At 63.9% G+C, this 26,361-nt stretch carries 22 protein-coding genes; 8 read left to right on the top strand and 14 right to left on the bottom strand.

The annotated features are described in order from the left end of the window. Positions 1 to 34 precede the first annotated feature (34 nt). The 8 genes from tldD to mreB form a co-directional block, all read right to left on the bottom strand. Positions 35 to 1,477 carry a metalloprotease TldD gene (tldD, locus tag BTN82_RS04070; protein WP_075117882.1) on the bottom strand — a complete coding sequence of 481 codons (1,443 nt, stop codon included), beginning with the start codon at positions 1,475 to 1,477 and terminating at the stop codon, positions 35 to 37. 27 nt (positions 1,478 to 1,504) lie between these two features. Beyond that, positions 1,505 to 2,344, bottom strand: a complete 840-nt coding sequence (locus BTN82_RS04065) for a carbon-nitrogen hydrolase family protein (protein ID WP_075117881.1) — start codon at positions 2,342 to 2,344, stop codon at positions 1,505 to 1,507. A gap of 58 nt (positions 2,345 to 2,402) precedes the next feature. Beyond that, entirely contained in the window at positions 2,403 to 6,206 is a 3,804-nt protein-coding gene (locus tag BTN82_RS04060; RefSeq protein WP_075117880.1) for a YhdP family protein, read from the bottom strand. Between the two features lie 75 nt (positions 6,207 to 6,281). Next, entirely contained in the window at positions 6,282 to 7,739 is a 1,458-nt protein-coding gene (gene rng, locus BTN82_RS04055; RefSeq protein WP_075117879.1) for a ribonuclease G, read from the bottom strand. A 57-nt stretch (positions 7,740 to 7,796) separates the two neighbouring features. Next, a complete protein-coding gene (locus BTN82_RS04050; RefSeq protein WP_075117878.1) occupies positions 7,797 to 8,396 on the bottom strand; it encodes a Maf family protein in 600 nt (199 codons plus the stop codon). A gap of 43 nt (positions 8,397 to 8,439) precedes the next feature. Continuing rightward, positions 8,440 to 8,916 (bottom strand): rod shape-determining protein MreD, encoded by a 477-nt coding sequence (gene mreD, locus BTN82_RS04045; protein WP_075117877.1) that lies wholly within the window; start codon positions 8,914 to 8,916, stop codon positions 8,440 to 8,442. Further along, positions 8,916 to 10,019: a rod shape-determining protein MreC gene (gene mreC, locus BTN82_RS04040; protein WP_075117876.1), complete on the bottom strand. Its 1,104-nt coding sequence runs from the start codon at positions 10,017 to 10,019 to the stop codon at positions 8,916 to 8,918. Before mreC ends, mreD begins: the two co-directional genes overlap by 1 nt. A gap of 141 nt (positions 10,020 to 10,160) precedes the next feature. Continuing rightward, entirely contained in the window at positions 10,161 to 11,198 is a 1,038-nt protein-coding gene (gene mreB, locus BTN82_RS04035; protein WP_002555108.1) for a rod shape-determining protein MreB, read from the bottom strand. 212 nt (positions 11,199 to 11,410) lie between these two features. On the opposite strand from mreB, the gene gatC reads away from it, so the two are divergent. From gatC to BTN82_RS04005, 6 genes are all read left to right on the top strand, one after another. Then, positions 11,411 to 11,698, top strand: a complete 288-nt coding sequence (gatC, locus tag BTN82_RS04030) for an Asp-tRNA(Asn)/Glu-tRNA(Gln) amidotransferase subunit GatC (RefSeq protein ID WP_044461215.1) — start codon at positions 11,411 to 11,413, stop codon at positions 11,696 to 11,698. Positions 11,699 to 11,714: 16 nt separating this feature from the next. Further along, positions 11,715 to 13,166, top strand: a complete 1,452-nt coding sequence (gatA, locus tag BTN82_RS04025) for an Asp-tRNA(Asn)/Glu-tRNA(Gln) amidotransferase subunit GatA (protein WP_075117875.1) — start codon at positions 11,715 to 11,717, stop codon at positions 13,164 to 13,166. Between the two features lie 10 nt (positions 13,167 to 13,176). Beyond that, entirely contained in the window at positions 13,177 to 14,622 is a 1,446-nt protein-coding gene (gene gatB, locus BTN82_RS04020) for an Asp-tRNA(Asn)/Glu-tRNA(Gln) amidotransferase subunit GatB (RefSeq protein WP_075117874.1), read from the top strand. 130 nt (positions 14,623 to 14,752) lie between these two features. Further along, positions 14,753 to 15,124: a septal ring lytic transglycosylase RlpA family protein gene (locus tag BTN82_RS04015; protein WP_075117873.1), complete on the top strand. Its 372-nt coding sequence runs from the start codon at positions 14,753 to 14,755 to the stop codon at positions 15,122 to 15,124. Between the two features lie 58 nt (positions 15,125 to 15,182). Continuing rightward, positions 15,183 to 16,238, top strand: a complete 1,056-nt coding sequence (locus BTN82_RS04010; protein WP_075117872.1) for a calcium/sodium antiporter — start codon at positions 15,183 to 15,185, stop codon at positions 16,236 to 16,238. After that, the gene (locus BTN82_RS04005; RefSeq protein WP_075117871.1) at positions 16,235 to 16,618 is read left to right on the top strand and encodes a carboxymuconolactone decarboxylase family protein; all 384 of its coding nucleotides are present in this window, start codon (positions 16,235 to 16,237) and stop codon (positions 16,616 to 16,618) included. The genes BTN82_RS04010 and BTN82_RS04005 overlap by 4 nt, the downstream gene beginning before the upstream one ends. A gap of 107 nt (positions 16,619 to 16,725) precedes the next feature. Here BTN82_RS04005 and BTN82_RS04000 read toward each other — a convergent pair whose 3' ends face one another. The 5 genes from BTN82_RS04000 to kdgD form a co-directional block, all read right to left on the bottom strand. Next, entirely contained in the window at positions 16,726 to 17,667 is a 942-nt protein-coding gene (locus BTN82_RS04000; protein WP_075117870.1) for an AEC family transporter, read from the bottom strand. Positions 17,668 to 17,953: 286 nt separating this feature from the next. After that, positions 17,954 to 19,507, bottom strand: coding sequence for a galactarate dehydratase (gene garD / locus BTN82_RS03995; protein ID WP_075117869.1), 1,554 nt, complete (start codon positions 19,505 to 19,507; stop codon positions 17,954 to 17,956). Positions 19,508 to 19,520: 13 nt separating this feature from the next. Then, entirely contained in the window at positions 19,521 to 20,933 is a 1,413-nt protein-coding gene (locus tag BTN82_RS03990; protein WP_410002782.1) for an MFS transporter, read from the bottom strand. Positions 20,934 to 20,980: 47 nt separating this feature from the next. After that, positions 20,981 to 22,426 (bottom strand): aldehyde dehydrogenase family protein, encoded by a 1,446-nt coding sequence (locus tag BTN82_RS03985; RefSeq protein ID WP_075117868.1) that lies wholly within the window; start codon positions 22,424 to 22,426, stop codon positions 20,981 to 20,983. Between the two features lie 66 nt (positions 22,427 to 22,492). After that, a complete protein-coding gene (gene kdgD, locus BTN82_RS03980; protein ID WP_075117867.1) occupies positions 22,493 to 23,404 on the bottom strand; it encodes a 5-dehydro-4-deoxyglucarate dehydratase in 912 nt (303 codons plus the stop codon). A gap of 234 nt (positions 23,405 to 23,638) precedes the next feature. On the opposite strand from kdgD, the gene BTN82_RS03975 reads away from it, so the two are divergent. Together BTN82_RS03975 and BTN82_RS03970 are read left to right on the top strand one after the other, a co-directional pair. Beyond that, the gene (locus BTN82_RS03975) at positions 23,639 to 25,276 is read left to right on the top strand and encodes a phospholipase (RefSeq protein ID WP_075117866.1); all 1,638 of its coding nucleotides are present in this window, start codon (positions 23,639 to 23,641) and stop codon (positions 25,274 to 25,276) included. Positions 25,277 to 25,289: 13 nt separating this feature from the next. Further along, positions 25,290 to 25,478, top strand: a complete 189-nt coding sequence (locus tag BTN82_RS03970) for a hypothetical protein (protein WP_075118125.1) — start codon at positions 25,290 to 25,292, stop codon at positions 25,476 to 25,478. A 132-nt stretch (positions 25,479 to 25,610) separates the two neighbouring features. Here the strand turns inward: BTN82_RS03970 and BTN82_RS03965 are convergent, their stop codons facing one another. Further along, positions 25,611 to 26,360 carry a FadR/GntR family transcriptional regulator gene (locus BTN82_RS03965; protein WP_075117865.1) on the bottom strand — a complete coding sequence of 250 codons (750 nt, stop codon included), beginning with the start codon at positions 26,358 to 26,360 and terminating at the stop codon, positions 25,611 to 25,613. Between the last annotated feature and the right edge of the window lies 1 nt (position 26,361).

Genomic DNA, 26,361 nt, shown 5'->3' with positions numbered 1-26,361 from the left:
GGGTTGCCCGGCAACCCATCCGCCGCTCCACATCTCAAGCGCCCGTGCCACCCACGGTGATCGCATCGATCTTCAAGGTTGGCTGGCCGACACCCACCGGCACCGACTGCCCGTCCTTGCCGCAGGTTCCTACACCGCTGTCCAGCGCCAGGTCGTTACCGACCATCGACACCCGGCTCATGGCTTCCGGGCCATTGCCGATCAGGGTTGCGCCCTTGACTGGCGCGGTGATCTTGCCGTCCTCGATCAGATAAGCCTCGCTGGTGGAAAACACGAACTTGCCGCTGGTGATATCCACCTGGCCGCCGCCCAGATTGGCGCAATAGATACCCTTTTTCACCGAGGCGATGATTTCCGCCGGATCGCTTTCGCCGCCCAGCATGTAGGTATTGGTCATGCGCGGCATCGGCAGGTGCGCATAGGATTCGCGACGCCCGTTGCCGGTGCGGGCCACGCCCATCAGGCGGGCATTGAGCTTGTCCTGCATATAGCCCTTGAGCACGCCGTTCTCGATCAGGGTGGTGCACTCGGTCGGCGTACCTTCGTCGTCCACGCTCAAGGAGCCGCGACGCCCGGCCAGGGTCCCGTCATCGACGATGGTGCACAGCTTGGAAGCGACCCTCTCGCCCATGCGGCCGCTGTAGGCCGAGCTGCCCTTGCGGTTGAAGTCGCCTTCCAGGCCGTGGCCCACCGCTTCGTGCAGCAACACTCCGGACCAGCCGGAACCGAGCACCACCGGCAAGGTACCGGCCGGCGCAGGAATCGCCTCGAGGTTGACCAGCGCCTGGCGCAGCGCTTCGCGGGCATAGCCCATGGCGCGGTCTTCGCTGAGAAAATAACGGTAATCGGTCCGACCGCCGCCGCCATGGCCGCCGCGCTCGCGCCGGCCGTTGTGCTCGACGATCACACTGACGTTGAAGCGCACCAGAGGCCGCACATCCGCCGCCAGGCCGCCATCGGTGGAAGCCACGAGAATCCGCTCCCAGACCCCGGCCATGCTGACGCTGACCTGCTGGATGCGCGGATCGAGGGCGCGGGTGGCGGCGTCGACACGCTTGAGCAGCTCGACCTTTTCCGCCCGGCTGATGACTTCCAGCGGGTTGTCTGGCGCATACAACTGCGCCACGTCCTGGGCGGTGAAGGCCTGGACGGTGCCGTTCTGCCCGGCACGGGAAATGGAGCGCGCAGCCCGGGCCGCCTGGCCCAGAGCTTCAAGGGTGATGGCATTGCTGTAGGCAAAACCGGTTTTCTCTCCCGACTGCGCCCGCACGCCAACGCCCTGGTCGAGGTTGAAACTGCCTTCCTTGACGATGCCGTCCTCCAGCGACCAGGACTCGGAAATCTGCCCCTGGAAATACAGGTCGGCAGCATCGATGCCCGGACCCGCCAGGTCACCAAGTACGCCCTGCAGGCTTTCGAGGGTTACGCCACCGGGCGCCAGAAGGTGTTCGCTGACTGAAGATAACAACCCGCTCATATGCTTTACGCCTTAAATTCGTCGTTCTTAAGCAAGTCGCTGCGCGCCTTGCGAGAAAAAGCGCCGGTGACTGGCCACCGGCATGCACGCCCGGATGGACGCCTGTTCGCTGCTGTCGCGTTCGGCCAGCAGCACGGCCTCGCCTTGATCCTGTTGCGCCAGCACCCGTCCCCAAGGGTCGACGATGGCCGCATGGCCGAAGGTCTCCCGGGGCCCCGGGTGCGTACCGCCCTGCGCCGCCGCCAGCAGGTAGCACTGGGTTTCGATGGCCCGGGCGCGGATCAGCACCTCCCAGTGCGCCGCGCCGGTCACCGCGGTGAAAGCCGAAGGCGCCGTGATCAGTTCCGCGCCAGCGGCCCGCAATTCGCTGTACAGCTCCGGGAAACGCAGGTCGTAGCACACGCTCAAGCCAACCCGCCCCACCGGCGTATCCGCCACCACCACCTGCTCTCCATGAGCATAGTCATCCGACTCACGGTAACGGCCACGATTGTCGGCTACGTCTACATCGAACAGATGCAGCTTGTCGTAACGCGCCACCGTCTCGCCTTGCTCGTCGACCAGCAGCGAGCAAGCGCGGGCCTTGGCCTCGGGCTGGCCCACCGGCGGCAGCGGCAAGGTACCGGCCACTATCCATAACTTGAGGTCGCGGGCGGTCTGTTTCAACCAGGGCAGGATCGGGCCTTCGCCCAGGGCCTCGGCACGGCCGATGGCCGCCGCATCGCGACGGCCCATGGCGGCGAAATTTTCCGGCAGTACCGCCAGGCGCGCCCCCCCGGCGGCGGCCTGTTCCAGCAGGTGCCGGGCCTGCTGCAGATTGGCCAGCACCTCGCTCTGGCTGACCATTTGAATCACCGCAAGAGACATGGCGCACTCCAGGTTGGATAGAAGGCCATGCTACTCCATGGGCCCGGACCAGGCTTTTTCAAAAAGGCTTTTCAAAGGTGATTTTCGGGTCTTTCCAGGGGCCCTTGACGCTGTACTGGACGCTGGCGAAACGCGACACCCGGTCGCCGATCAGCTTGTCGATCAGGAACAGCGCCCCGCCGACGGCCGGCGCACCGACGATCAACGCGGCAATCGGCAGGTTGTTGGTCACCGGCAGCGTCACCTGCAGCTTCGAATCGACCTGATCGGCCACCAGGTCGAGGGTACCGTTGAGCTCCAGGTTGCTCGACGGACCGGTCAGCACGATCGGCTCGCGGGTCACGTAGACGCCATTGCTGGCCACCAGCAACCCCTTGACCCGGTCGTAGCTCAGGCCTTTGCCGAACAGGTCGGAAAAGTCCAGGCGCAAGCGCCGGCCTATGGAGTTGAAGTTCAGCAAGCCGAAGACCCGCAGGGCCTGCGCGCCGCCTTCGACCTCGACGAACTGGCCTTTGCGCAGGGTCGCATCCAGGCTGCCGGAGAAGCGCTTGGGCCCGACCCAGGCCGGCGAACCGGGCCAGCGCCCGTCCACGTCCAGATGAAACTCTTCGCTGGTCACGGTCGGGGCAAACCCCCAGCCCTTGAGCACGTCCGCCAGGTTCTTGCCGCCCAGGCGCCCCTTGTACCAACTGCTGCTGGCGCCCGCCTCGCCCTCCCAACCGCCGGCGCCTTGCAGGACCATGCCCTTGAGGCCCAGGTCGAGGCTGTTGAAGGCCATGCCCTTGGCGGTCGGCCGCACTTTCAGCGACCAGGCGCCGATCAGGTCGTCGCCCTGGTACAGCTGATTGATCGAGAGGTCCAGCGCCGGGACTTTCTTCGGGTCCACCGTGGCCAGCGGGTCCGGTGCATTCTCGTCGGCCTGCGCCGTCGGATCGGCGGCCGGCAGGCGCACGTACTGCAAGTTGATCGCCATCGGCGCCGCCTTGGCATCGGGAATCGCCACGTTGCCTCTGGCCTGCTGGCTGTCGAGCTGCAAGGCCCAGGCGGACGGTTTGCGCGTCAGCTGTACCCGGGCTTCGTCCAGCACGGTGCCGAACCCGCTGAGCTTGCCCACCCGGAAGTCGGCGCCGCTGAGCAGTTGCTTGGCGCTACCGCCCGCGTCCTGCCCAGCATAACGATCCATCAGCGCCTTCCAGGGCTCCACATCCAGCTCCGACAGCACGCCACGCACCCGCAGGCCCTTGGGGCCCGGCAATACAGCATCGCCCTCACCGAGGAAAAGCTCGCCACGGCCATCGGCGAAATTGCTGCTTGGCGCGGCGAAGGTAAAGTTGGCCAGTTCGCCGTAGTCGAACCAGTAACGCCGTTCGGCGCCCTGCAAGGTCATGCGGAACACACTGTCGCGCCCCTGGCTGGCCGCCATGCCGAACGGCGCGGGCAGGTCGACGGCGACGCCCTTGAGGCTCGAGCTGACCATCAGCTGGCTGTCCGCGCCGTCGAGGTTGAGCTGCAACTGATAGGGAATGTCGCCGGAAACCGGCAGCGGCTGGTTGTATTTCAGCCATTGCGTGAGCGCCTTCACCGATACCTGGCCCTTGGCGACGACCCGGGTGTCGAGCTTGCCGGGGCGGCCGTCGGCGAAAATCTGCGCGGTCACCGGGCGCTCGAAGGCCTGGGCGCTGATGCCCTGGCCACTCAAGCCCTTGCTGCTGTCGAAGCGGAAGTCGCCCTTGAGCTGGCTCAGCTCCAACTCCGGCTCGCTCAGCTTGAGCCGGGCCTTGGCTGTCTTGAAATCCACCACCACCTTGGGCTCTTCGCCCTTGGCCAGCGGGATATCCAGCTTCATCTTGCCCTGCAGGTCACCCTCGCCCTGCCAGCCGGCAAAGGTCTCTCCCGTACCGATCGGCGCTTCCTGGAGGATCTTCAAGCCGTCGCCCAAACCGCCGGCAAACTCGCCGTCGATAAACATGTGGCTGTTTTGCCCTTCGGGCACATGGGGAATATTGACGTAGACGTCCTTCACCCGGGTATCGAGCAACTGGCCCTGGCTCGCAAGGATGCGTACCCCGCTGTCTTCGATGAACACATCGCCGCTGACCTTGCCGATATGCGGCCAGCCCGGCTGGAAAGCCAGCTCAGCGTCATGGACCTTGAAGAACAGGCTGATGCTGCGCGCCGTATCGGCCGCGCCATGGTTCAGCGAACCCTGGTACTGGAAGAAACCTTCATCCACCGCACCCTTGAGAATCGCTGTGCGCAGCCATTCGTCCAACGCCGGGCTGAGCACCTCGGGCAGGTACTTGGCGGTGTAGCGCCCGTCGCCGTCGACCAGGCCGACCCGCAGGTCCATGTAGTCTTCCTGGGTGTGATCGAAATGCAGGCGGATCAGGAAGTCGCCGGCGATCTTGCCCTCCTCGCCCAAGACCTTCAGGTACGGCGCGATCAGGGTGAAGCCCTGCTGGTCGAGCTTCCAGGTCAGCCGGGCGTTGGCCTGCAGGTACTGCCACGGCTTGGCGAAGATCGGGTCCAGGTGCAGGGAAAAGTCCTTGCTGTCCATCCGCAGCTCGCCCTGCCCCAGGTCGCCGCTGATGCTGCCGCTGACGTTACGGGCCGCCGGCGCGCCGTGATAGGCGTTGAAGCCGACCTGCTCCAGGTTGGCGGCAAAACTCAGGCGCTGATCGCCGCTGGCTTGCGGACGGTAGTCGAGCAAGACATTGCGCAGCGCGCCCGTGACCTTGAGGTTGTCGATCGCCGTCGCCACACCCTGCGGCAACGGCGCCCAGGCATCCAGGATCGGGGTGATTGGTGTCAGGTCGAGACGGTCGGCCTGCAAGTGCCAGCGCTCTTCGGCGCTGTTGGCGGTACCACTCTGTTGCAGTTGCACATGGGATTCCCAGCGCGTCTCGCCCAGGTTCATGGCCAGCGAATCGAAGAGGACATTGACCCCCTGGTCATTGCGCTGGAAGTAAGCGGTGAGCGCCAGGTTCTTCAGAGTGATCGGCTTGCGCTCGTCGTAGGCTCCGCTGACCTGCGGCGCGTTCAGGCGCGCAACCAGACTCTGCAACGTCCCCTCGCCCCAACTGAGCCAGAACTCACCGCCGGCCTTGAGTTCGGAGAGGCGCCATTGTCGGGTCAGGCGCGGCGGCAGCCATTTCGCCCAATCGCTTTGCGGCAGGCTCAGGTAAGCGTCGGCCTGCCCCTCGCGCCAGGCGCTGGCGCGGATTCGCGTACGCAGGTTGATCGCCAGCGGCTGGCCGTCCGGCAGGGTCAGGCGCGCATCCAGGCGTTGCCGGCTGGCGCCGGTGCGCAGATTCAAGCCGACATAGGTCAAGGCGATCGCCGCATGATCCTGTGGTTGCAGGGTCACCTGGCTATTGAGCACCGACAGCTCGCTGACCATCTGCATACGGTTGAGCAACTGCTCGGGATCGACGGGCTGGTCGTCCTGCACCGGCAGGCCTTCGAGCGCCCAGCGCCCGTCCGGGCCTTCTTTCAGGCTCAGGTTGAGGCCGCTGAACTCAAGATGCTCGATGCGCAACTGGCGCGCCAACGCGCTGCCCGGCAGGTCGGGCGCCACGCGCACCTGATCCAGGCGCAGGGCATTGGCGCCCTCGCCGACAATCACATCCTGGGCCAGCAGGATCGGCGAAAAGCCGCTCCAGCTGCCTTCCAGGCGACCGATCTGCACCGGCATGCCCAAGGCTTCTTCGGCCTTGGCCTGGACCTCGGTCCGATATTCGGCCACCAGCGGGGTCAATTCCCGACCCAGGCTGACGTACAACGCCGTCAGCACCAGCAGCAACGCACAAAGCCCCAGCCCCCAGCGGGTCAGAGCGGCAAGAAAGCGCATCAGACGCTCCATGTCAGTTGGCCCCCATGGCAAAAGTCATACACAAGCCGGAGCCAGCTGTATCCGGTAAATGTAGGGTACGCGGACTCAGAGCAACACCACGTCGTATTGTTCCTGGGAATACATGGTCTCGACCTGAAAACGGATGGTCCGACCGATAAAGGCCTCCAGTTCCGCCACGTTGCCCGACTCCTCGTCGAGCAACCGATCGACGACTTTCTGATTCGCCAGGACCCGATAACCTTCTGCCTGATAGGCCCGCGCCTCGCGCAGGATTTCGCGAAAGATTTCGTAGCAAATGGTTTCCGGGGTCTTCAGCTTGCCCCGTCCCTGGCAACTGCTGCAGGGCTCGCACAGCACCTGCTCGAGGCTTTCCCGGGTGCGTTTGCGGGTCATCTGCACCAGGCCCAGCTCGGTGATGCCGATGATGTTGGTCTTGGCGTGATCGCGCTCCAGCTGTTTCTCCAGGGTGCGCAGCACCTGGCGCTGGTGCTCTTCGTCTTCCATGTCGATGAAGTCGATGATGATGATCCCGCCCAGGTTGCGCAGGCGCAGCTGGCGGGCAATCGCGGTCGCCGCCTCGAGATTGGTCTTGAAGATGGTTTCTTCGAGGTTGCGATGGCCGACGAAAGCGCCGGTGTTGACGTCGATGGTACTCATCGCCTCCGCCGGATCGACCACCAGGTAACCGCCGGACTTGAGCGGCACCTTGCGCTCCAGAGCCTTCTGGATTTCATCTTCGACGCCGTACAGGTCGAAGATCGGCCGCTCGCCCGGGTAATGCTCCAGGCGGTCGGCGATTTCCGGCATCAGCTCGGCGACGAACTGCGTGGTTTTCTGGAAGGTTTCCCGGGAGTCGATGCGGATCTTCTCGATCTTCGGACTGACCAGGTCCCGCAGCGTGCGCAGGGCCAGGCCCAGGTCTTCGTAGATCACGCTGGGCGCGCCGATGGTCTTGATCTGGGCAGCGATCTGATCCCACAGGCGGCGCAGGTAGCGGATGTCCATGAGGATTTCGTCGGCGCCCGCGCCCTCGGCGGCGGTCCGCAGGATAAATCCGCCGGCTTCCTTGATGCCTTCCTGGGCCACGCAATCGCTGACCACCTGCTTCAGGCGCTCGCGCTCGGCCTCGTCCTCGATCTTCAGGGAAATGCCGACATGGGCGGTACGCGGCATATACACCAGGTAGCGCGAAGGGATCGACAGCTGGGTGGTCAACCGCGCGCCCTTGGAGCCGATCGGGTCCTTGGTCACCTGGACTACCAGGCTCTGCCCCTCATGGACCAGGGCGCCGATGCTTTCCACCGCCGGCCCTTCTCGCAGGGAGATTTCCGAGGCATGAATGAATGCCGCACGATCCAGGCCGATATCGACGAACGCCGCCTGCATGCCCGGCAGGACCCGAACCACCTTGCCTTTATAGATATTGCCGACGATGCCGCGACGCTGAGTCCGCTCGACATGGACTTCTTGCAATACACCGTTTTCGACCACCGCCACGCGCGACTCCATCGGCGTGATGTTGATCAGAATCTCTTCACTCATGGCAGGGTCTCGTTCAGGCATATTCACTGGGATGGCCGCATCGGTCGGGTGCGGCGCTTAGTGCACTGCAAGGGTTTGCCAACAGGGTATGCCGAAATGGCCAAGCAATTCTGCGGTTTCGCATACCGGCAAGCCGACGACGGCTGAATAACTGCCATTGAGCCCTGCCACGAATACCGCCGCAAGCCCCTGGATCCCGTAGCCGCCGGCCTTGTCGCACGGTTCGCCGCTGGCCCAGTAGCGTGCCGCCTCGTCCTCGTCGATCGCCCGGAAGCGCACCAGGCTGCGTATGACCCGCGACTCGCAGCGCTGGCCGTCGAGCACCGCGATGGCCGTCAGCACTTCATGCTCGCGATCCGACAGCGCCATGAGCATCGACCGCGCGTCGGCCTGGTCCAGGGGCTTGCCAAGAATCCGCCCATCGAGGACCACCGCCGTGTCCGCCCCCAACACGCAGGCACCGGAACGGTCATGGGCAAGCAGCGCATGCCCGGCCGCCGCCTTGCCGCGCGCCAGGCGCTCGACATAGGCCGCGGGGCTTTCATCGGGGAGCGGGGTTTCATCGATATCCGCGCTGAGGGCGGTAAAAGGCACGCCGATCTGCGTGAGCAGTTCGCGTCGACGCGGCGAGCCTGAGGCGAGGTAAAGCGTTTTCATCAAGACATCTCCCTGTCGAGGTACGGGCAAATGCCTGACCGAATCAGTTGATTTTGAAACGTCGGCGCAACCCGCGCAAACCGAAGCTGACCCAGGGCCAGAGCAAGGCGCTGACCAACGCCGGCAGGACCAGGGCGAGGGTCGGTTGACGGTTGCCGGTCAGGGCGCTGAGCCACAGCTGCACCAGCTGCGCCAGGCCGAAGATCACCAGGATCACCAGGCATTGCTGCCACATCGGGAACATGCGCAGGCGCTGCTGCAACGACAGCACCAGGAAGGTGATCAGGGTCAGGATCAGCGCGTTCTGCCCCAGCAACGTGCCGTACAGCACATCCTCGGCCAGCCCCAGGCACCAGGCCGTGACCATGCCGACCTTGTGCGGCAGGGCCAGGGCCCAGAACGCCAGCAGCAAGGCCAGCCAGAGCGGGCGCAGGATTTCCATGAATTGCGGCAAGGGCGACACGCTGAGCAGCATGCCGATGGCGAAGGTCAACCAGACCATCCAGCCGTTTCGGGACATTATTCTCTTCCTCCCGTGGAGGCCGGGGCCGCCGCTGGCGGCTTGGGCGTGACGGGTCTGGTGGCGGCCGGCTTGACCGGGGCCGGATGGGCCGCGGGCTTCACCGGTGTCGCAGCGGCTGGCGTCGCGGGAGCCGCGGCGGCAGGAGCTGCCGCGGGAGCCGGGGCCGCAGGCACGACAGGCTTGGGCACGGTCGCCGGAACGATCGGGGCTGCGGCGCCGCCCTGTTGGTCCTGGGCTTCCTGCGCCTGGGCGGCGTCGTTGGCGCGCTCTTCGGCGGTACGGTTATCGCTGAATACCAGCAGCAGGTAACGGCTGCGGTTCAACGCCGCCGTCGGTACGGCACGCACGATGGCGAATGGCTGGCCGGAGTCGTGGATCACTTCCTTGACCGTCGCCACCGGGTAACCCGCCGGGAAGCGCTGGCCGAGGCCGGAGCTGACCAGCAGATCGCCTTCCTTGATATCCGCGGTGTCGGCCACATGGCGCAGTTCGAGGCGTTCCGGGTTGCCGGTGCCGCTGGCAATCGCCCGCAGGCCGTTGCGGTTGACCTGCACGGGAATGCTGTGGGTGGTGTCAGTGAGCAACAGCACCCGGGAGGTGTAGGGCATCAACTCGACCACCTGCCCCATCAGGCCGCGGGCGTCGAGCACCGGCTGCCCGAGCACCACGCCGTCGCGCTCACCCTTGTTGATGATGATGCGATGGGTGAAAGGGTTGGGGTCCATGCCGATGAGTTCGGCCACTTCGACCTTCTCGTTGACCAGTGCGGACGAGTTGAGCAACTCGCGCAGGCGCACGTTCTGCTCGGTCAAGGCGGCGAGCTTTTGCAGGCGCCCCTGGAGCAACAGGTTTTCGGTCTTGAGTTTTTCGTTTTCGGCGACCAGTTCGGTGCGGCTGCCGAATTGGCTGGCCACACCCTGCCATAGCCGCTGCGGCAGGTCGGTGATCCAGTAAGACTGCATCAGCACCAGCGACATTTGGCTACGCACTGGCTTGAGCAGTGTGAAGCGGGCATCAACCACCATCAGCGCGACCGATAGCACGACCAACACCAACAGGCGTACGCCCAATGAGGGGCCTTTGGCGAAAAGCGGTTTAATAAGCCGCTCCTCCCAGGCAAATATTCTCTTTATTCATACGGCTTCAAACCGGCCTGGAGCAGAATGACAGAAGATAAACGCCAACAGGCAGCACTGCAAAGTGCTGCCTGCGAGCGGTACGCATGGGTGCATCCGGCGCGATTATTCGCTGGAGAGCAGGTCCATGGTGTGTTTGTCCATCATTTCCAATGCACGGCCACCGCCACGGGCGACGCAGGTCAGCGGGTCTTCGGCGACGATCACCGGCAGACCGGTTTCCTGGGCCAGCAGCTTGTCCAGGTCGCGCAGCAGGGCACCACCGCCGGTCAGCACCAGGCCGCGCTCGGCGATGTCCGAAGCCAGTTCCGGAGGCGATTGCTCCAGCGCGCTTTTCACCGCCTGAACGATGGTTGCCAGCGACTCTTGCAGGGCTTCCAGCACTTCATTGGAGTTCAGGGTGAATGCGCGTGGCACGCCTTCGGCCAGGTTACGGCCGCGGACGTCGACTTCACGGACTTCGCCGCCCGGGTAGGCCGTACCGATTTCCTGCTTGATGCGCTCGGCGGTGGATTCGCCGATCAGGCTGCCGTAGTTGCGACGCACGTAGGTGATGATCGCTTCGTCGAAACGGTCGCCGCCGACACGCACGGATTCGGCATACACCACGCCGTTCAAGGAGATCAGGGCGATCTCGGTGGTACCACCACCGATATCCACGACCATCGAACCGCGGGCCTCTTCGACCGGCAGGCCGGCACCGATCGCAGCCGCCATCGGCTCTTCGATCAGGAACACTTCACGGGCACCGGCACCGAGGGCCGATTCACGGATGGCACGACGTTCGACCTGGGTGGACTTGCATGGAACGCAGATCAGCACACGAGGGCTGGGCTGCAGAAAACTGTTTTCGTGAACCTTGTTGATAAAGTATTGCAACATCTTTTCGCAGACGCTGAAGTCGGCGATCACGCCGTCTTTCATCGGACGAATGGCAGCAATGTTGCCCGGAGTACGACCGAGCATGCGCTTGGCTTCGGTCCCGACAGCCACAACACTTTTCTGATTACCGTGGGTCCGAATGGCCACAACCGATGGCTCATTCAGGACAATACCGCGCTCGCGCACGTAAATAAGGGTGTTGGCAGTGCCCAGGTCAATGGAAAGATCGCTGGAAAACATGCCACGCAGTTTCTTGAACATGGGAAAGGGACCCTAGGCAACGCGTGGGTAAAAAAGTGCGGCAAACTCTAACAACGACAGGGATTTTGGGCAAGGCGCCAATATGTTAAATTGGCCGCTTTTCTGTGCACCAATCCCCACGATCGCGGCCTATGTGACCGCAAAAATGCGGTAGTGTTCCGACAATCCAATACACGGACAAGGTCCGTCTTTGTTTTCCACTGGAGAATCCCATGGCGCTTGAACGCTCCGACGTGGAAAAAATCGCTCATCTGGCCAGCCTTGGCCTCAATGATGCCGATCTTCCACACATCACCTCGGCCCTGAACAGCATTCTCGGCCTGGTGGATGAAATGCAGGCAGTCGATACCGACGGTATCGAGCCCCTGGCCCACCCACTGGAAGCCAGCCAGCGCCTGCGCGCAGACGTTGTGACCGAGTCCAATCATCGCGAGGCCTATCAGTCCATCGCGCCAGCGGTCGAAAACGGCCTGTACCTGGTTCCGAAAGTCATCGACTAAAGGGAAAGAGCCTGCAATGCATTCCATGACCCTGGCCGAGATCGCCCGCGGACTCGCCGACAAGAAGTTTTCCTCCGAAGAGCTGACCAAGACCCTGCTGGCGCGCATCACCCAGCTCGACCCGCAGCTCAACAGCTTCATCAGCCTCACCGAAGACCTCGCACTGCAGCAGGCCAAGGCCGCCGATGCCCGTCGCGCCAACGGTGAGAACGGCGCCCTGCTCGGCGCGCCGATCGCCCACAAAGACCTGTTCTGCACCCAAGGCATCCGCACCAGCTGCGGCTCGAAGATGCTCGACAACTTCAAGGCGCCCTACGACGCCACCGTGGTCGCCAAGCTGGCCGCCGCCGGCACCGTGACCCTGGGCAAGACCAACATGGACGAATTCGCCATGGGCTCGGGCAACGAGAGCAGCTATTACGGCCCGGCGAAAAACCCCTGGAACCTGGAACGCGTACCAGGCGGTTCGTCCGGCGGTTCGGCCGCCGCGGTTGCCGCGCGCCTGCTGCCTGCCGCCACCGGCACCGACACCGGCGGCTCGATCCGCCAGCCGGCGGCGCTGACCAACCTTACCGGCCTGAAACCGACCTACGGTCGCGTTTCGCGCTGGGGCATGATCGCCTACGCCTCCAGCCTCGATCAGGGCGGCCCGTTGGCGCGCACCGCCGAAGACTGCGCGATCCTTCTGCAAGGCATGGCCGGCTTCGACCCGAACGACTCCACCAGCATCGACGAACCGGTGCCGAACTACAGCGCCAGCCTCAACGGTTCGCTGCAAGGCCTGCGCATCGGCGTGCCCAAGGAATACTTCGGCGCCGGCCTCGACCCGCGCATCGCCGAGCTGATCCATGACAGCGTCAAGGCGCTGGAAAAACTCGGCGCCGTGATCAAGCAAATCAGCCTGCCGAACATGCAGCACGCCATCCCCGCGTACTACGTGATCGCGCCGGCGGAAGCCTCCTCCAACCTGTCGCGTTTCGACGGCGTGCGTTTCGGCTATCGCTGCGAGAACCCGCTCAACCTCAGCGACCTGTACAAGCGCTCCCGCGGCGAAGGTTTCGGCAGCGAAGTGCAGCGCCGGATCATGGTCGGCGCCTATGCGCTGTCGGCCGGTTACTACGACGCCTACTACCTGAAGGCACAGAAGATCCGTCGCCTGATCAAGAACGACTTCATGGCTGCCTTTAATGAAGTCGACATCATCCTTGGCCCGACCACGCCGAACCCGGCCTGGAAAATCGGCGACAAGAGCAGCGACCCGGTCGCTGCGTATCTGGAAGACGTCTACACCATCACCGCCAACCTCGCGGGCCTGCCAGGCTTGTCCATGCCAGCAGGTTTCGTCGACGGCTTGCCGGTCGGCGTGCAATTGCTCGCCCCGTATTTCCAGGAAGGCCGCTTGCTCAACGTTGCGCACCAGTATCAGTTGAACACTGACTGGCACACCCGCACCCCAACCGGCTTCTGAGGAGACACACATGCAATGGGAAGTCGTGATCGGGCTGGAGATTCACACCCAGCTCACCACCCAATCGAAGATTTTCTCCGGTAGCTCCACCGCTTTCGGCGCCGAGCCCAACACCCAGGCCAGCCTGGTCGACCTGGGCATGCCCGGCGTACTGCCGGTGCTGAACCAGGAAGCGGTGCGCATGGCGGTCATGTTCGGCCTGGCCATCGATGCCGAGATCGGCCAGCACAACGTGTTCGCCCGCAAGAACTACTTCTACCCGGACCTGCCCAAGGGCTACCAGATCAGCCAGATGGAGCTGCCGATCGTCGGCAAGGGCCACCTGGACATCCCGCTGGAAGACGGCACGGTAAAACGCGTCGGCATCACCCGCGCACACCTGGAAGAAGACGCCGGCAAGAGCCTGCACGAGGAGTTCAACGGCGCCAGCGGCATCGACCTGAACCGCGCCGGCACGCCGCTGCTGGAAATCGTTTCCGAGCCGGACATGCGCAGCGCCAAGGAAGCCGTGGCCTACGTCAAGTCGATCCACGCGTTGGTACGTTACCTGGGGATCTGCGACGGCAACATGGCCGAAGGTTCCCTGCGTTGCGACTGCAACGTCTCGATCCGCCCCAAAGGCCAGGCTGAGTTCGGCACTCGTTGCGAGATCAAGAACGTCAACTCGTTCCGCTTCATCGAAAAAGCCATCAACTCGGAAATCCAGCGTCAGATCGAGCTGATCGAGGACGGCGGCAAGGTCATCCAGCAAACCCGCCTGTACGACCCGAACAAGGACGAAACCCGTCCGATGCGCAGCAAGGAAGAAGCCAACGACTACCGTTACTTCCCCGATCCGGACCTGCTGCCCGTGGTCATCGAGGACTCGTTCCTCGACCAGGTACGCGCCACCCTGCCGGAGTTGCCGCCGCAGAAACGCGAGCGCTTCCAGGAGCAGTTCGGCCTGTCGGTCTACGACGCCAGCGTGCTGGCTTCGAGCCGCGAGCAGGCGGACTACTTCGAGCAAGTGGTGAAGATCGCCGGCGACGCCAAGCTCGCCGCCAACTGGGTCATGGTCGAGCTGGGCAGCCTGTTGAACAAGCAGGGCCTGGAAATCGACGCGGCGCCAGTCTCGGCCGAACAACTGGGCGGCATGCTGCTGCGCATCAAGGACAACACCATCTCCGGCAAGATCGCCAAGACCGTGTTCGAAGCCATGGCCAACGGCGAAGGCCAGGCCGACGAGATCATCGAAAAGCGCGGCCTCAAGCAGGTCACCGACACCGGTGCGATCTCCGCGGTGCTGGACGAAATGCTCGCGGCCAACGCCGAACAGGTCGAGCAATACCGCGCCGCCGATGAAGCCAAGCGCGGCAAGATGTTCGGCTTCTTCGTCGGCCAGGCGATGAAGGCCTCCAAAGGCAAGGCCAACCCACAGCAAGTCAACGAACTGCTCAAGAGCAAACTCGAAGGCTGAGTGCGGTGCTGAAGGCGAAATTCACTTTTTTCGCCCCCTGTAGGAGCGAGCTTGCTCGCGATGCGTTGTCTCAGACAGAACGCTATCGCGAGCATGCTCGTTCCTACACTTGTATCTGGGGTCCCGATCGATGAAACGCCTGCTGGGCTGTCTGCTCCTTTTTTCATTCCTGGCCGGCTGCGCCAGCCATGTCATCGACCCTCGGGGTTACGACCAGACCGGCACCGCCTCCTATTACGGCGCCAAGCACCACGGCAAGCGCACCGCCAGCGGCGAACCCTTCAACCAGCATGGCATGACCGCCGCCCACCGCGAGCTGCCTTTCGGCACCCGCGTCAAGGTCACCAACCTCAACAACGACAAGAGCGTCGTGGTCCGCATCAACGACCGCGGCCCGCACACCCGTGGCCGCCTGATCGATTTGTCGCGTGCCGCCGCGCAACAGTTGGGTATGATCAGAAGCGGCACCGCGAAGGTTCGCGTGCAAGCCATCAGCGACTGACCACGGAGCCCAGACCATTTTCGGATTAACCGATTTACCGCTGTTCAGCGTCCTGCAGTTGTTCAGTGGCCTGATCCTGCTGGTCGCCGGCGCCGAGCTGCTGGTCCGCGGCGCGGTCCGCCTCGCCGCTCGCCTGCATGTCCGCCCCCTGATCATCGGCTTGAGCATCGTCGCCTTCGGCAGCAGCGCGCCGCAAATGGCCGTCAGCCTGCAAGCGACCCTGGCCGAGAACAGCGATATCGCCGTCGGCAGCGTGATCGGCAGCGCCATCTTCAATATCCTCGTCACCCTCGGCCTGTCGGCGTTGATCATTCCCCTGCGGGTCTCCCGGCAACTGGTGCGGCTGGACATCCCGCTGATGATCCTCGCCAGCCTGCTGGTGTTCGTCCTCGCCTACAACGAAGAACTGACACCGCTGGACGGCCTGATCCTGCTGGCCACCCTGGTCCTGTACCTGGGGCTGTTGCTGCGCCAGTCGCGGCATTCGATGCGCCCGCACGCCCATCAGGAAGACGCCCCTGCTCGCGCGCATTGGCTGAGCAGCCTGCTGTGGATGATCGGCGGCCTGCTCCTGCTGGTATTCGCCGGCCATCTGCTGGTCGAGGCCGCGGTGGAGGTCGCCACCGACCTGGGGCTGTCCGAGCGCATCATCGGCCTGACCATCGTCGCCGTCGGCACCTCGCTGCCGGCCCTGGCCACCTCGCTGATCGCCGCGCTGCGCGGCCAGCGCGACATCGCCGTGGGCAACGTCATCGGCAGCAACCTGTTCAACCTGCTCGGGGTACTGGGCTTCACCGCCCTGCTGGCGCCAACGCCGCTGTCGGTATCGCCCAACGCCGTGGACTTCGACCTGCCCGTGCTGTTGGGCGTCGCCGTGCTGTGCCTGCCGGTGTTTTATTCGGGCTACCGGGTCACCCGCGCCGAAGGCCTGCTGTTTCTCGGCCTGTACCTGGCGTACGGGCTGCACGTGGTGTCCTTCACCACCGGCATGCCGCTGGCCGGCAAGCTGGAGCGCCTGATGCTGTTTTTCGTCCTGCCAGTGCTGGTGGCGTTTCTGCTGTTCAGTTCGCTGCGAGCCTGGCGCCGCCAACACCACAAAGGGGAAGCGCAATGACCGGGAATAATAAAAAGCAGGGCGTGGAAGTACGCCGCCAGGTAATGGGCGACGCCTTCGTCGATCGCGCCCTGGGTAACGCCACCGAATTCACCCAACCGTTGCAGGACTTCGTCAACGAACATGCCTGGGGCGGAGTATGGAACCGCGAAGGCCTGCCGCTGAAAACCCGCAGCCTGATCACCCTCGCCGCCCTGACCGCACTCAAGTGCCCGCAGGAACTCAAGGGGCATGTCCGTGGCGCGTTGAACAACGGTTGCACGGTGGAAGAGATTCGCGAGGCGTTGCTGCATTGCGCGGTGTACGCCGGAGTACCGGCAGCGATCGACGCATTCCGCGCCGCCCAGGAAGTGATCGACACCTACCAGAAACCCGAATAACCCCTCCCCTTTATGTGGGAGCGAGCTTGCTCACGATAGGCCGAAGGCCGCTTGTGGATTCACTGCCGGATCGCGGGCAAGCTCGCTCCTACAAGTACAAGGGCCCGCTAGATCCACCCGCCCCACTGCAGCAGGAAGATCCCGATATTGGTGGTCACCGCCGCCATCAAGGTAGTGATGACGATGATCGCTGCCGCCAATTCGTGATTGCCCTCGGCCGCCCGGGCCATGACAAAACTCGCCGCGGCGGTCGGGCTGCCGAAATACAGGAACAGAATCCCCAGCTCCGCCCCGCGGAATCCGCAGAGCCAGGCGCCCAGGGTTGCCATGACCGGCAGGGCAACCATTTTTACCAGGCTCGAACTCAACGCCAGGTTGCCGCTCTTGCGCAGCGCCGCCAGGGACAAGGTGCCGCCGATGCAGATCAGCGCCAACGGCAGGGTCATCTGCGCCAGGTACTGGCCGGAGGTCTCCAGCCAGGTCGGCAGGCCGATCTGCAAAACGGCGAACGGCGTGGCCGCCAGGACGCTGATGATCAGCGGGTTGCTGACCACGCTTTTGCAGATGCTCCACGGGTCCGACTTGATCACCGGGCTGTACACCGCCAGGACGATGGTCGACAGGGTGTTGTAGAACAGGATCACCAGCGCCGCGAGGATCGCCCCGAGGGAGATCCCGTAGTCGCCGTACATGCTGGCCGCCAGCGCCAGGCCAATGACCCCGTTGTTGCCGCGAAACGCGCCCTGGGTATAGATGCCCCGGTCTTCCCGCGGGCAACGCCAGATCGCCCAGCCCCAGGCGAAGGCAAAGCTGGCCAGGGTGGCCACGGCGAAGTAGATCAGCAGCCCGGGCTTGAGCGCCGAATGCAGGTCGGCGTGCAGGATGCCGAGGAACAGCAGCGCCGGCATGGTGACGTTGAACACCAGGGCCGACGCGGTGTGGATAAAACCGTCGTTGATCCAGTCGATGCGCTTGAGCAGCACCCCGAGAAACAACATGGCGAATACCGGCGCGGTGATATTCAGGGTTTCGAGAAATATGGCCAGCATGCCGGGTCAACCTTGAGCCTGTCGTTAGGTCGCTAATGATAAGCCAGCCGGCACGCTTAAGCCTGGCAGATTTGCCCGGATCAGGCGCAAATCCATCGAGCCACAAGGCCCCCATCGCGATCAACAGCCACGCCCGCGTTGCGGTCGATCGCAGCCTCGCGCTGCTCGGCAGCGGCTACAGAGGTTGCAGGGTGCCACCCAATCGGGCCTAACACGAACTCTGTAGCCGCTGCCGTAGGCTGCGATAGGTCCGCAGGACCTCCTGCGATATCAAGAGCGATCACGGTCAGGTGATCGGCGCCGGGTTGAACAGGGTGATGTCGTTGTGCAGCTTGTGTCGTTCGGCCCAGGTCTGTTGCTTGCCGCTGGCCACGTCCAGATAGAAGTGGAACAGTTCCCAGCCCAGCTCTTCGATGCTCGCCCGCCCAGTGGCGATGCGCCCGGCATCGATGTCGATCAGGTCCGGCCAGCGCTGGGCCAGCTCGGTCCGGGTCGAGACCTTGACCACCGGCGCCATCGCCAGCCCGTAGGGCGTGCCGCGCCCGGTGGTGAACACATGCAGGTTCATGCCCGCCGCCAGTTGCAGGGTCCCGCAGACAAAATCACTGGCCGGGGTCGCGCAGAAGATCAGGCCCTTGCGGGTAAACCGCTCGCCCGGCCCCAGCACGCCGTTGATCGCGCTGCTGCCGGACTTGACGATGGAGCCCAGGGACTTCTCGACGATGTTCGACAACCCGCCCTTCTTGTTGCCCGGCGTGGTGTTGGCGCTGCGGTCGGCCTCGCCCTTGGCCAGGTAACGGTCGTACCAGTCCATCTCGCGCACCAGCTCCCGAGCCACCTGCGCGGATTCGGCGCGGGACGTCAGCAGGTAGATGGCATCGCGCACTTCGGTGACTTCGGAAAACATCACCGTCGCTCCGGCTCGCAGCAGCAGGTCCGAGGCATACCCCAGCGCCGGGTTGGCGGTGATCCCGGAGAAAGCGTCGCTGCCGCCGCACTGCATGCCGAGCACCAGTTCCGAGGCCGGCACGGTTTCCCGGCGTCGCTGGTCGAGCTTGCGCAACCGCACTTCGGCCAGCGCCATGATCTGCTCGACCATCTCGGTGAAGCCGTGGCTGGCGTCCTGCAAGCGATACAGCCACGGCTCGCTGAGGTCCACCGAGCTGTCGTCCTCGTGCATCACCTGGCCGGCCTGCAACTTCTCGCAACCGAGGCTGATCACCAGCGCCTCGCCCCCCAGGTTCGGGTTGCGCGCCAGGTTGCGCACGGTGCGGATCGGGATATAGGCATCGGTGGCGCTGATCGCCACGCCGCAACCATAGCTGTGGGTCAGCGCCACCACGTCGTCGACATGGGGATAGCGGGGCAGCAGCTCGTCCTTGATCCGCTTCACTGCGTGATCGAGCACCCCGGTCACGCACTGCACGGTGGTGGTGATACCGAGGATGTTGCGCGTGCCCACGGTACCGTCGGCATTGCGATAACCCTCGAAGGTGAAGCCCTCCAGCGGCGCCTGGGCGGCCGGCACCTCGGTGGCCAGCGGCAGGTTGTCCAGCGCCGGGGCGCCGGGCATGCGCAGCAGGTCTTCCTTGACCCAACTGCCGCGTCGGATCGGCTGCTGGGCATGGCCGATGACCTGCCCGTAGCGGATCACCGGGTCGCCGGCGGCCAGGTCCTCCAGCAGCACCTTGTGGCTCTGGGGCACGAACTCCAGGGTGACCAGGCCATCGGCGAACGCCGTGCCTTGCGGCACGCCCTGGTCATTGACCACGACCACCACGTTATCCCGCTCGTGCAGGCGGATGTAGCGCGGCGAATCGGAATGTTCAATCAACTGCATGACGCCCGCCCCTTCAGGAATGCGCTTGGGAAAGTTGGCTCAGTTCGGGGCCGTTGCTCGGCGGCTCCTTGAGCACCACACGCTTGATCGGGCCGACGATCACCAGGTAGCTGAACACTGCCAGCAGCGCATTGCAGCCAACGAACACCAGCGCCCATTTGAACGAGCCGGTGGAGCTGATGATGTAGCCGATGACGATCGGCGTAGTGATCGACGCCAGGTTGCCGAAGGTGTTGAACAGCCCGCCGCTCAAGCCGGCGATCTGTTTCGGCGAGGTATCGGACACCACCGCCCAGCCAAGCGCGCCCACGCCTTTGCCGAAGAACGCCAGGGCCATGAAACCCACCACCATCCATTCGATCTGCACGTAGTTGCAGGCCACGATGCTGCTGGAAACCAGCAGGCCGCCAATGATCGGTGCCTTGCGGGCGAAGGTCAGGGAATGCCCCTTGCGCAGCAGGTAATCGGAAATCACCCCGCCCAGCACCCCGCCGATAAAACCGCAGATGGCCGGCAAGGACGCAATGAAACCGGCCTTGAGAATGGTCATGCCGCGCTCTTGCACCAGGTACACCGGAAACCAGGTGAGGAAGAAGTAGGTGATGCCGTTGATGCAGTACTGGCCCAAGTACACGCCGAGCATCATGCGGTTGCTCAGCAACTGGCGCAGGTAGTCCCATTTCGGGCCGTCGCCGCGCTTGCCCTTGGCGTCCTGGTCCATGTCGACCATGCCGCCGTTGTCGGCGATGTGCTTGAACTCGGCCTCGTTGATCAGCGGATGCTGGCGAGGACTGTGGATAACCTTCAGCCAGATCAGGGAGAAGACGATCCCGATCGCGCCCATCACGATGAACACGTGCTGCCAGCCGAAGTGATAGACGATCCAACCCATCAGCGGCGCGAACAGCACCGTGGCGAAGTACTGCGCCGAGTTGAAGATCGCCGACGCCGTGCCGCGCTCGGCGGTGGGGAACCAGGCCGCGACGATGCGCGCGTTGCCGGGGAACGACGGCGCCTCGGCCAGCCCGACCAGGAACCGCAACATGAACAGCGCCACCACTGCGGTGGAGACGCCGAACTCGCCGACATACCCTTGCAGCACGGTGAACAGCGACCAGGTGAAAATGCTCAAGGCATAGATTTTCTTCGAGCCGAAACGGTCGAGCAGCCAGCCGCCGGGGATCTGCCCCGCCACGTAGGCCCAACCGAATGCGGAGAAGATGTAGCCGAGGGTGACGGCGTCGATGCCGAGGTCTTTCTGCAGGCTGGAGCCCGCGATGGCGATGGTCGCACGGTCGGCGTAGTTGATCGTGGTCACCAGGAACAGCATGAACAGGATCAGGTAGCGGACGCGAGTCGGCTGGGTCGCTTGCATTTGGATGTACTCCCACTCGTTATTTTTATGCGGGTAAACATGCTTTTTCATCGACCCGCCAGGCCTCAGGCAAAGGCCGGGCGGGGTGCAGCGGGGGCTTACGATCCGATGTAGGAAGTCTTCACCACGGTGTAGAACTCCTGCGCGTAGCGACCTTGCTCGCGGGAACCATAGGATGAACCTTTGCGGCCACCAAAAGGTACGTGGTAGTCGACACCGGCCGTCGGCAGGTTGACCATCACCATCCCGGCCTGGGAGTGACGCTTGAAGTGGTTGGCGTACTTCAACGAGGTGGTGGCGATGCCCGCCGACAGGCCGAACTCGGTGTCGTTGGCCATGGCCAGCGCCGCCTCGTAATCGGCCACGCGCACCACGTTGGCCACCGGGCCGAAAATCTCTTCGCGGCTGATACGCATCGAGGCCTCGCTGTCGGCGAACAGGGTCGGCGCCAGGAAGTAGCCTTCGGTGTCGCAAGTCACCAGGCCGCCGCCGCTGACCAGCCGCGCGCCTTCGGACTGGCCGATGTCGATGTACTTCAAGTCCTGTTCAAGCTGCGCCTGGGACACCACCGGGCCGATATCGGTGCCGGCCTTCAGCGCGTGGCCGACCTTGATCGAACCCATGCGCTCGGCCATGGCCGCGACGAACTTGTCGTGGATACCGGCAGTAACGATCAGCCGGCTGGAAGCGGTGCAACGCTGCCCGGTGGAATAGAAGGCGCTCTGCACCGCTAGTTCCACCGCCTGCTTGAGGTCGGCGTCGTCGAGGATGATCTGCGGGTTCTTGCCGCCCATCTCCAACTGCACCTTGGCCTGGCGCGAGACACAGCTGACGGCGATCTGCCGGCCCACGCCGACCGAGCCGGTGAAGCTGATGCCGTCGACCTTCGGGCTGTTGACCAGGGCCTCGCCGACCAGTCGGCCGCTGCCCATCACCAGGTTGAACACCCCGGCCGGGAAGCCGGCGCGGGAGATGATTTCCGCCAGGGCCCAGGCACAGCCCGGCACCAGCTCCGCCGGCTTGAGCACCACGCAGTTGCCATAGGCCAGGGCCGGGGCGATCTTCCAGGCCGGGATGGCGATGGGGAAGTTCCATGGCGTGATCAGGCCGACCACGCCCAGGGCCTCGCGGGTTACCTCGACGTTGACGCCCGGACGCACCGACGGCAGGTAATCCCCCGACAGGCGCAGGCATTCGCCAGCGAAAAACTTGAAGATATTACCGGCCCGGCTCACCTCGCCGATGGCTTCGGGCAAGGTCTTGCCCTCCTCCCGGGCCAACAGGGTGCCGAGCTCTTCGCGGCGGGCGAGGATCTCGCTGCCGACCTTGTCCAGCGCATCGCTGCGCGCCTGGATACCGGAGGTCGACCAGGCCGGGAATGCCGCGCGCGCCGCATCGATCGCGGCCTGCACCTGCGCCAGGTCGGCCTTGGCGTATTCGCCAATGACATCGGACAACTCGGACGGGTTGATATTGGTCGAGCAGTCGGCACCGGCGACCCATTGGCCACCGATGTAGTTATCGAAGCGTTTCATCTCTGCCACACGCCCTCTCCTTACACAAAACCTTACGCAAAAGGCCGCTGATCGCTCAGCGGCCCCGGGGATGGATTACTGCGCGCCCTGGGCGTCGATCAACGCCGCCAGCGCCTCATATTCTTCCGGCAGCAGATCGGTCAGCGGCGCCCGCACCGGGCCGGCGTCATGCCCGACGATGCGCGCTCCGGCCTTGACGATGCTCACGGCATAACCGGACTTGCGGTTGCGGATATCCAGGTAAGGCAGGAAGAAGTCGTCGATGATCTTGCCGACGGTGGCGTGATCTTCCCGGGCGATGGCGTGGTAGAAATCCATCGCGGTTTTCGGGATGAAGTTGAACACCGCCGACGAGTACACCGGAACGCCCAGGGCCTTGTAGGCCGCGGCATAGACTTCGGCGGTCGGCAAGCCGCCCAGGTAGCTGAAACGATCGCCGAGACGGCGGCGGATCGACACCATCAGCTCGATATCGCCCAGGCCGTCCTTGTAGCCGATCAGGTTCGGGCAACGTTCGGCCAGGCGCTCCAGCAACGGCGCGGTCAGGCGGCAGACGTTACGGTTGTAGACCACCACGCCGATCTTCACCGACTTGCACACCGCCTCCACATGGGCGGCAACCCCGTCCTGGCTGGCTTCGGTCAAGTAATGCGGCAACAGCAACAGCCCCTTGGCGCCCAGACGCTCGGCCTCCTGGGCGTATTCGATGGCCTGGCGGGTGGCCCCGCCGACGCCGGCCAGGATCGGCACGCTAGTGGCGCAGGTATCGACCGCCGTCTTGATGATTTCCGAATATTCGCTGGCCGCCAGGGAGAAAAACTCGCCGGTGCCGCCCGCCGCGAACAGCGCTGAGGCGCCGTAAGGAGCCAGCCATTCCAGGCGCTTGATATAGCCCGCGCGATGGAAATCGCCCTGGGCATTGAAATCGGTCACCGGGAAAGACAGCAGGCCGGAGGAGAGGATGGACTTCAGTTCTTGTGGATTCATTATTCGAACACCCTGGACGCACATTGTGATGAAAAACACATCAGCCTTGGCTGAAGTTGTAAGTCATCGTACAACTTAAAAGACAATCGTCAACAGCAATTCGTCCCCTGCCTTGAAAAATGTGCGGTAAAAAATACCTGCTTGACGCTCCGATATTTTGCTTTATGCTCGAAAACAACTGTACATATATACAGTTAAATTATCAGGTACCCACGACATATCAAGGAGATAGAAATGTCAGGTCTACAGACTCACCAGCAGGAAAACCTGCAGCACAAAGGCCAGATCGTTGCCGACCTGGACAGCCTTTTCAGCGAACGCGGCGTCGCCATTTCCGGTGACGGCGACCACCTGGTACTGATCGCCGACGGCCATCACACCATCAAGTACCACCAGCCGGGGATTCTCCCCGCGCGCCCCGGAAAAAACCTCAAAGCCCTGCCCCAGCTGCGTTTCGAGGGTGGTGAGCACACCGCCATCGGCGACGCCACCCTGTTGCGCTTCGCCAAGGACGCCCCCGGCATTCCGGCCTGGCAGGTCGAATTGCACCTGCCCAACGGCCTGGCCCTGACCTACGGCCAGGTGGTCGCGCTGGGCGGCGATTTCTATGGCATTCCCGACCGGCCGATCTGCGAAGGCGCCACGCCGGCGGATCGCCTGCAGCGTTTTACCGCCGCGTTCAACTCGCTCGCCGTGTTGCCGGCGGCCAAAGACGAGGCGAAGCAGATTCTCGCGGTCATGCAGAAAGAAATCGCTGCCGCCAACCAGGCGATCAAAGACGGCAAGCAGCCCCACGAGGCGTATGACGCCCTGGGTGATACGTTGTCCGAAGAGTGGAACAAGATCACCGGCGGCGGCAGTTTCGTCTCGGCCCTGTTCCCCCTGGGCCGCTACCTGAAACTGGCGGCCAACAATGCCGACCATTTTGGCGAGTGGGCCTTGCTGGCCTACGTGGCCGGGCACACCGCCGCCGTGCAGCAAGCGGTGCTGGCGCACAACAACTCGGACGAGAAACAGCTGGAACTGGCCTATGCCATGAACGCCTTCGCCGACCACTTCCTCACCGACCTGTTTTCCGCCGGGCATGTGCGGGTGCCGCGCAAGCAACTGGCGGCAGTGGTCACGCCGAGCGACCTGGGCTCGTTGATCACCCGCTTCATGCACGACGAAGACAGCAAGTTCGGCCTCAACGTCAGCAACGCCCAGGGCGACCGCTGGCATGCCTATGGCGACAAGCGTTACTTCGACACGATCGACAGCAGCAACCGCAAGCAGGTCAAGCTGGCGGTGCAACGCTCGGCGGACGAGGTCTTCGAAAGCTACCTCAGCGGTACGGCCCCTGCTCCCGGCAACTTCACCGCACTGAAACTGCTGCCCGACCTGAACGCGGCCAAGAGCGGCAACTTCTCACCGCTGTTCGTCATGCAGGGCGACAAAGTGCTGCGACGCAACGACGTGAACAACCTGAACGACACGAAAACCATCGATAACTGGTGGGGTTGGAGCACCTACCTGCTGCTCAAGGACTACAAGCCCAACAAGCCGGCAGGTTATCTGGAGGCACCGACGCTTGCCCCGAGCATCCAGGCCGACGGCTGGCAAAGTCAGACGCCGAGCGAACCCAACTGGTTGCCAGGCCATGCCGTGCGCTACGCCTTCAGCTACACCAATGGCTTGAACGAGTCGTACATCGGCCCCTGGTCCGCCTACGCCGAATTGAGCGAGCGCTTCCAGCCGACGCTGAACGTACCGCTGGACAGCGGCAACGGTTCCAGCGGACGCAATCTCTTCCGCCAGTTCCGCGGCAGCTCGCCGGAACTGATCGCATCGCTCGACAAGAGCACCACCACCTACATCGACCGCAATGCCTGATAAGGACATCGACATGGCTATCAATCTGACGTTAGAACTGGCCTCGGGCCAATCCCTGCAGGGCGCGCCCCTGGAACTGCTGCTCAACGGCACCCCGGTCGCCCGGGCGACCGTCGACGCCAAAGGGCACGTTGCCTTCGACGCCAAGCCCGGGGCCGGGCAACTGGCGGTGAGGGTGGATCGCTCGATCCTCAAAGGCTAAAAGCATCGCGAGCAATCGAGCGTCGACAGGCTGCTCCTACAGAAGACGAGCAATGTTTCTGTAGGAGCTAGCTTGCTCGCAATAGCCTCAGCCCAAGCGCCAAACCTCCCCGGTCTGGCGCCGGTTGTGCGCTTACCCGCGCTGCGCCTGCGCCTCTTCATGGGCATGGCGCAGCCGTTCGCGGCTGTTGGTCAGGTGCAAGCGCATGGCCGCCCGGGCTGCGTCCGAATCCTGGCGGGCAATGGCTTCATAGATTTCTTCATGCTCACGGCTCAGGCGGCCCATGTAGTGCTGTTGGTCGTCGTGGGCCAGGCGCGCCGAATTCAGGCGAGTGCGTGGAATGATGCTGGTCCCCAGGTGGGTCATGATGTCGGTGAAGTAACGGTTGCCGGTGGCCAGGGCTATCTGCAGGTGGAACTGGAAATCCGAGGCCACGGCATCGCTGTCATGGGCCGCACTTTCGTTGAGGGCATCCAGCGCCGCGCGCATCGCCGCCAACTGCTCGGTGCTGCGCCGTTGCGCCGCCAACCCGGCCGACTCCACCTCCAGGCTGATGCGCAACTCCAGAATCGCCAGCACGTCGCGCAAGGTCACCACGGTCGCCGGATCGATCCTGAAACCGCTCGGGCTCGGCGTGTCGAGCACAAAGGTACCGATGCCGTGGCGGGTTTCCACCTGTCCGGCGGCCTGCAACCGGGAAATGGCTTCACGTACCACGGTCCGGCTGACGCCATGGGTTTCCATGATCGCCGACTCGGTCGGCAACTTGTCCCCGCGCTTGAGCAGGCCGTCGCGGATCTGCTCCGACAGCACGGCCACCAGCTCCTGGGCGAGGCTACGGCGCTTGCGTGGAAGGCGTGGCGCCGGGTTCTGGTTGTCCATG

The sequence above is a fragment of the Pseudomonas chlororaphis genome (genome assembly GCF_001921865.1).
Taxonomy (GTDB): Bacteria; Pseudomonadota; Gammaproteobacteria; order Pseudomonadales; family Pseudomonadaceae; genus Aquipseudomonas; species Aquipseudomonas chlororaphis_D.
The sequence above is the reverse complement of the archived record's forward strand: the minus strand, read 5'-3'. Positions and strand labels throughout refer to the sequence as shown.

Coding starts and splice junctions, on each gene's coding strand:
- BTN82_RS04000 (WP_075117870.1), bottom strand. CDS start 17,667: ATGCTGGCCATATTTCTCGAAACCCTGAATATCACCGCGCCGGTATTC.
- kdgD (WP_075117867.1), bottom strand. CDS start 23,404: ATGAATCCACAAGAACTGAAGTCCATCCTCTCCTCCGGCCTGCTGTCT.
- BTN82_RS04050 (WP_075117878.1), bottom strand. CDS start 8,396: ATGAAAACGCTTTACCTCGCCTCAGGCTCGCCGCGTCGACGCGAACTG.
- BTN82_RS04015 (WP_075117873.1), top strand. CDS start 14,753: ATGAAACGCCTGCTGGGCTGTCTGCTCCTTTTTTCATTCCTGGCCGGC.
- BTN82_RS03965 (WP_075117865.1), bottom strand. CDS start 26,360: ATGGACAACCAGAACCCGGCGCCACGCCTTCCACGCAAGCGCCGTAGC.
- BTN82_RS03975 (WP_075117866.1), top strand. CDS start 23,639: ATGTCAGGTCTACAGACTCACCAGCAGGAAAACCTGCAGCACAAAGGC.
- BTN82_RS03970 (WP_075118125.1), top strand. CDS start 25,290: ATGGCTATCAATCTGACGTTAGAACTGGCCTCGGGCCAATCCCTGCAG.
- rng (WP_075117879.1), bottom strand. CDS start 7,739: ATGAGTGAAGAGATTCTGATCAACATCACGCCGATGGAGTCGCGCGTG.
- gatB (WP_075117874.1), top strand. CDS start 13,177: ATGCAATGGGAAGTCGTGATCGGGCTGGAGATTCACACCCAGCTCACC.
- BTN82_RS03990 (WP_410002782.1), bottom strand. CDS start 20,933: ATGAAAAAGCATGTTTACCCGCATAAAAATAACGAGTGGGAGTACATC.
- mreD (WP_075117877.1), bottom strand. CDS start 8,916: ATGTCCCGAAACGGCTGGATGGTCTGGTTGACCTTCGCCATCGGCATG.
- gatC (WP_044461215.1), top strand. CDS start 11,411: ATGGCGCTTGAACGCTCCGACGTGGAAAAAATCGCTCATCTGGCCAGC.
- BTN82_RS04065 (WP_075117881.1), bottom strand. CDS start 2,344: ATGTCTCTTGCGGTGATTCAAATGGTCAGCCAGAGCGAGGTGCTGGCC.
- BTN82_RS04060 (WP_075117880.1), bottom strand. CDS start 6,206: ATGGAGCGTCTGATGCGCTTTCTTGCCGCTCTGACCCGCTGGGGGCTG.
- mreB (WP_002555108.1), bottom strand. CDS start 11,198: ATGTTCAAGAAACTGCGTGGCATGTTTTCCAGCGATCTTTCCATTGAC.
- tldD (WP_075117882.1), bottom strand. CDS start 1,477: ATGAGCGGGTTGTTATCTTCAGTCAGCGAACACCTTCTGGCGCCCGGT.
- gatA (WP_075117875.1), top strand. CDS start 11,715: ATGCATTCCATGACCCTGGCCGAGATCGCCCGCGGACTCGCCGACAAG.
- BTN82_RS04005 (WP_075117871.1), top strand. CDS start 16,235: ATGACCGGGAATAATAAAAAGCAGGGCGTGGAAGTACGCCGCCAGGTA.
- garD (WP_075117869.1), bottom strand. CDS start 19,507: ATGCAGTTGATTGAACATTCCGATTCGCCGCGCTACATCCGCCTGCAC.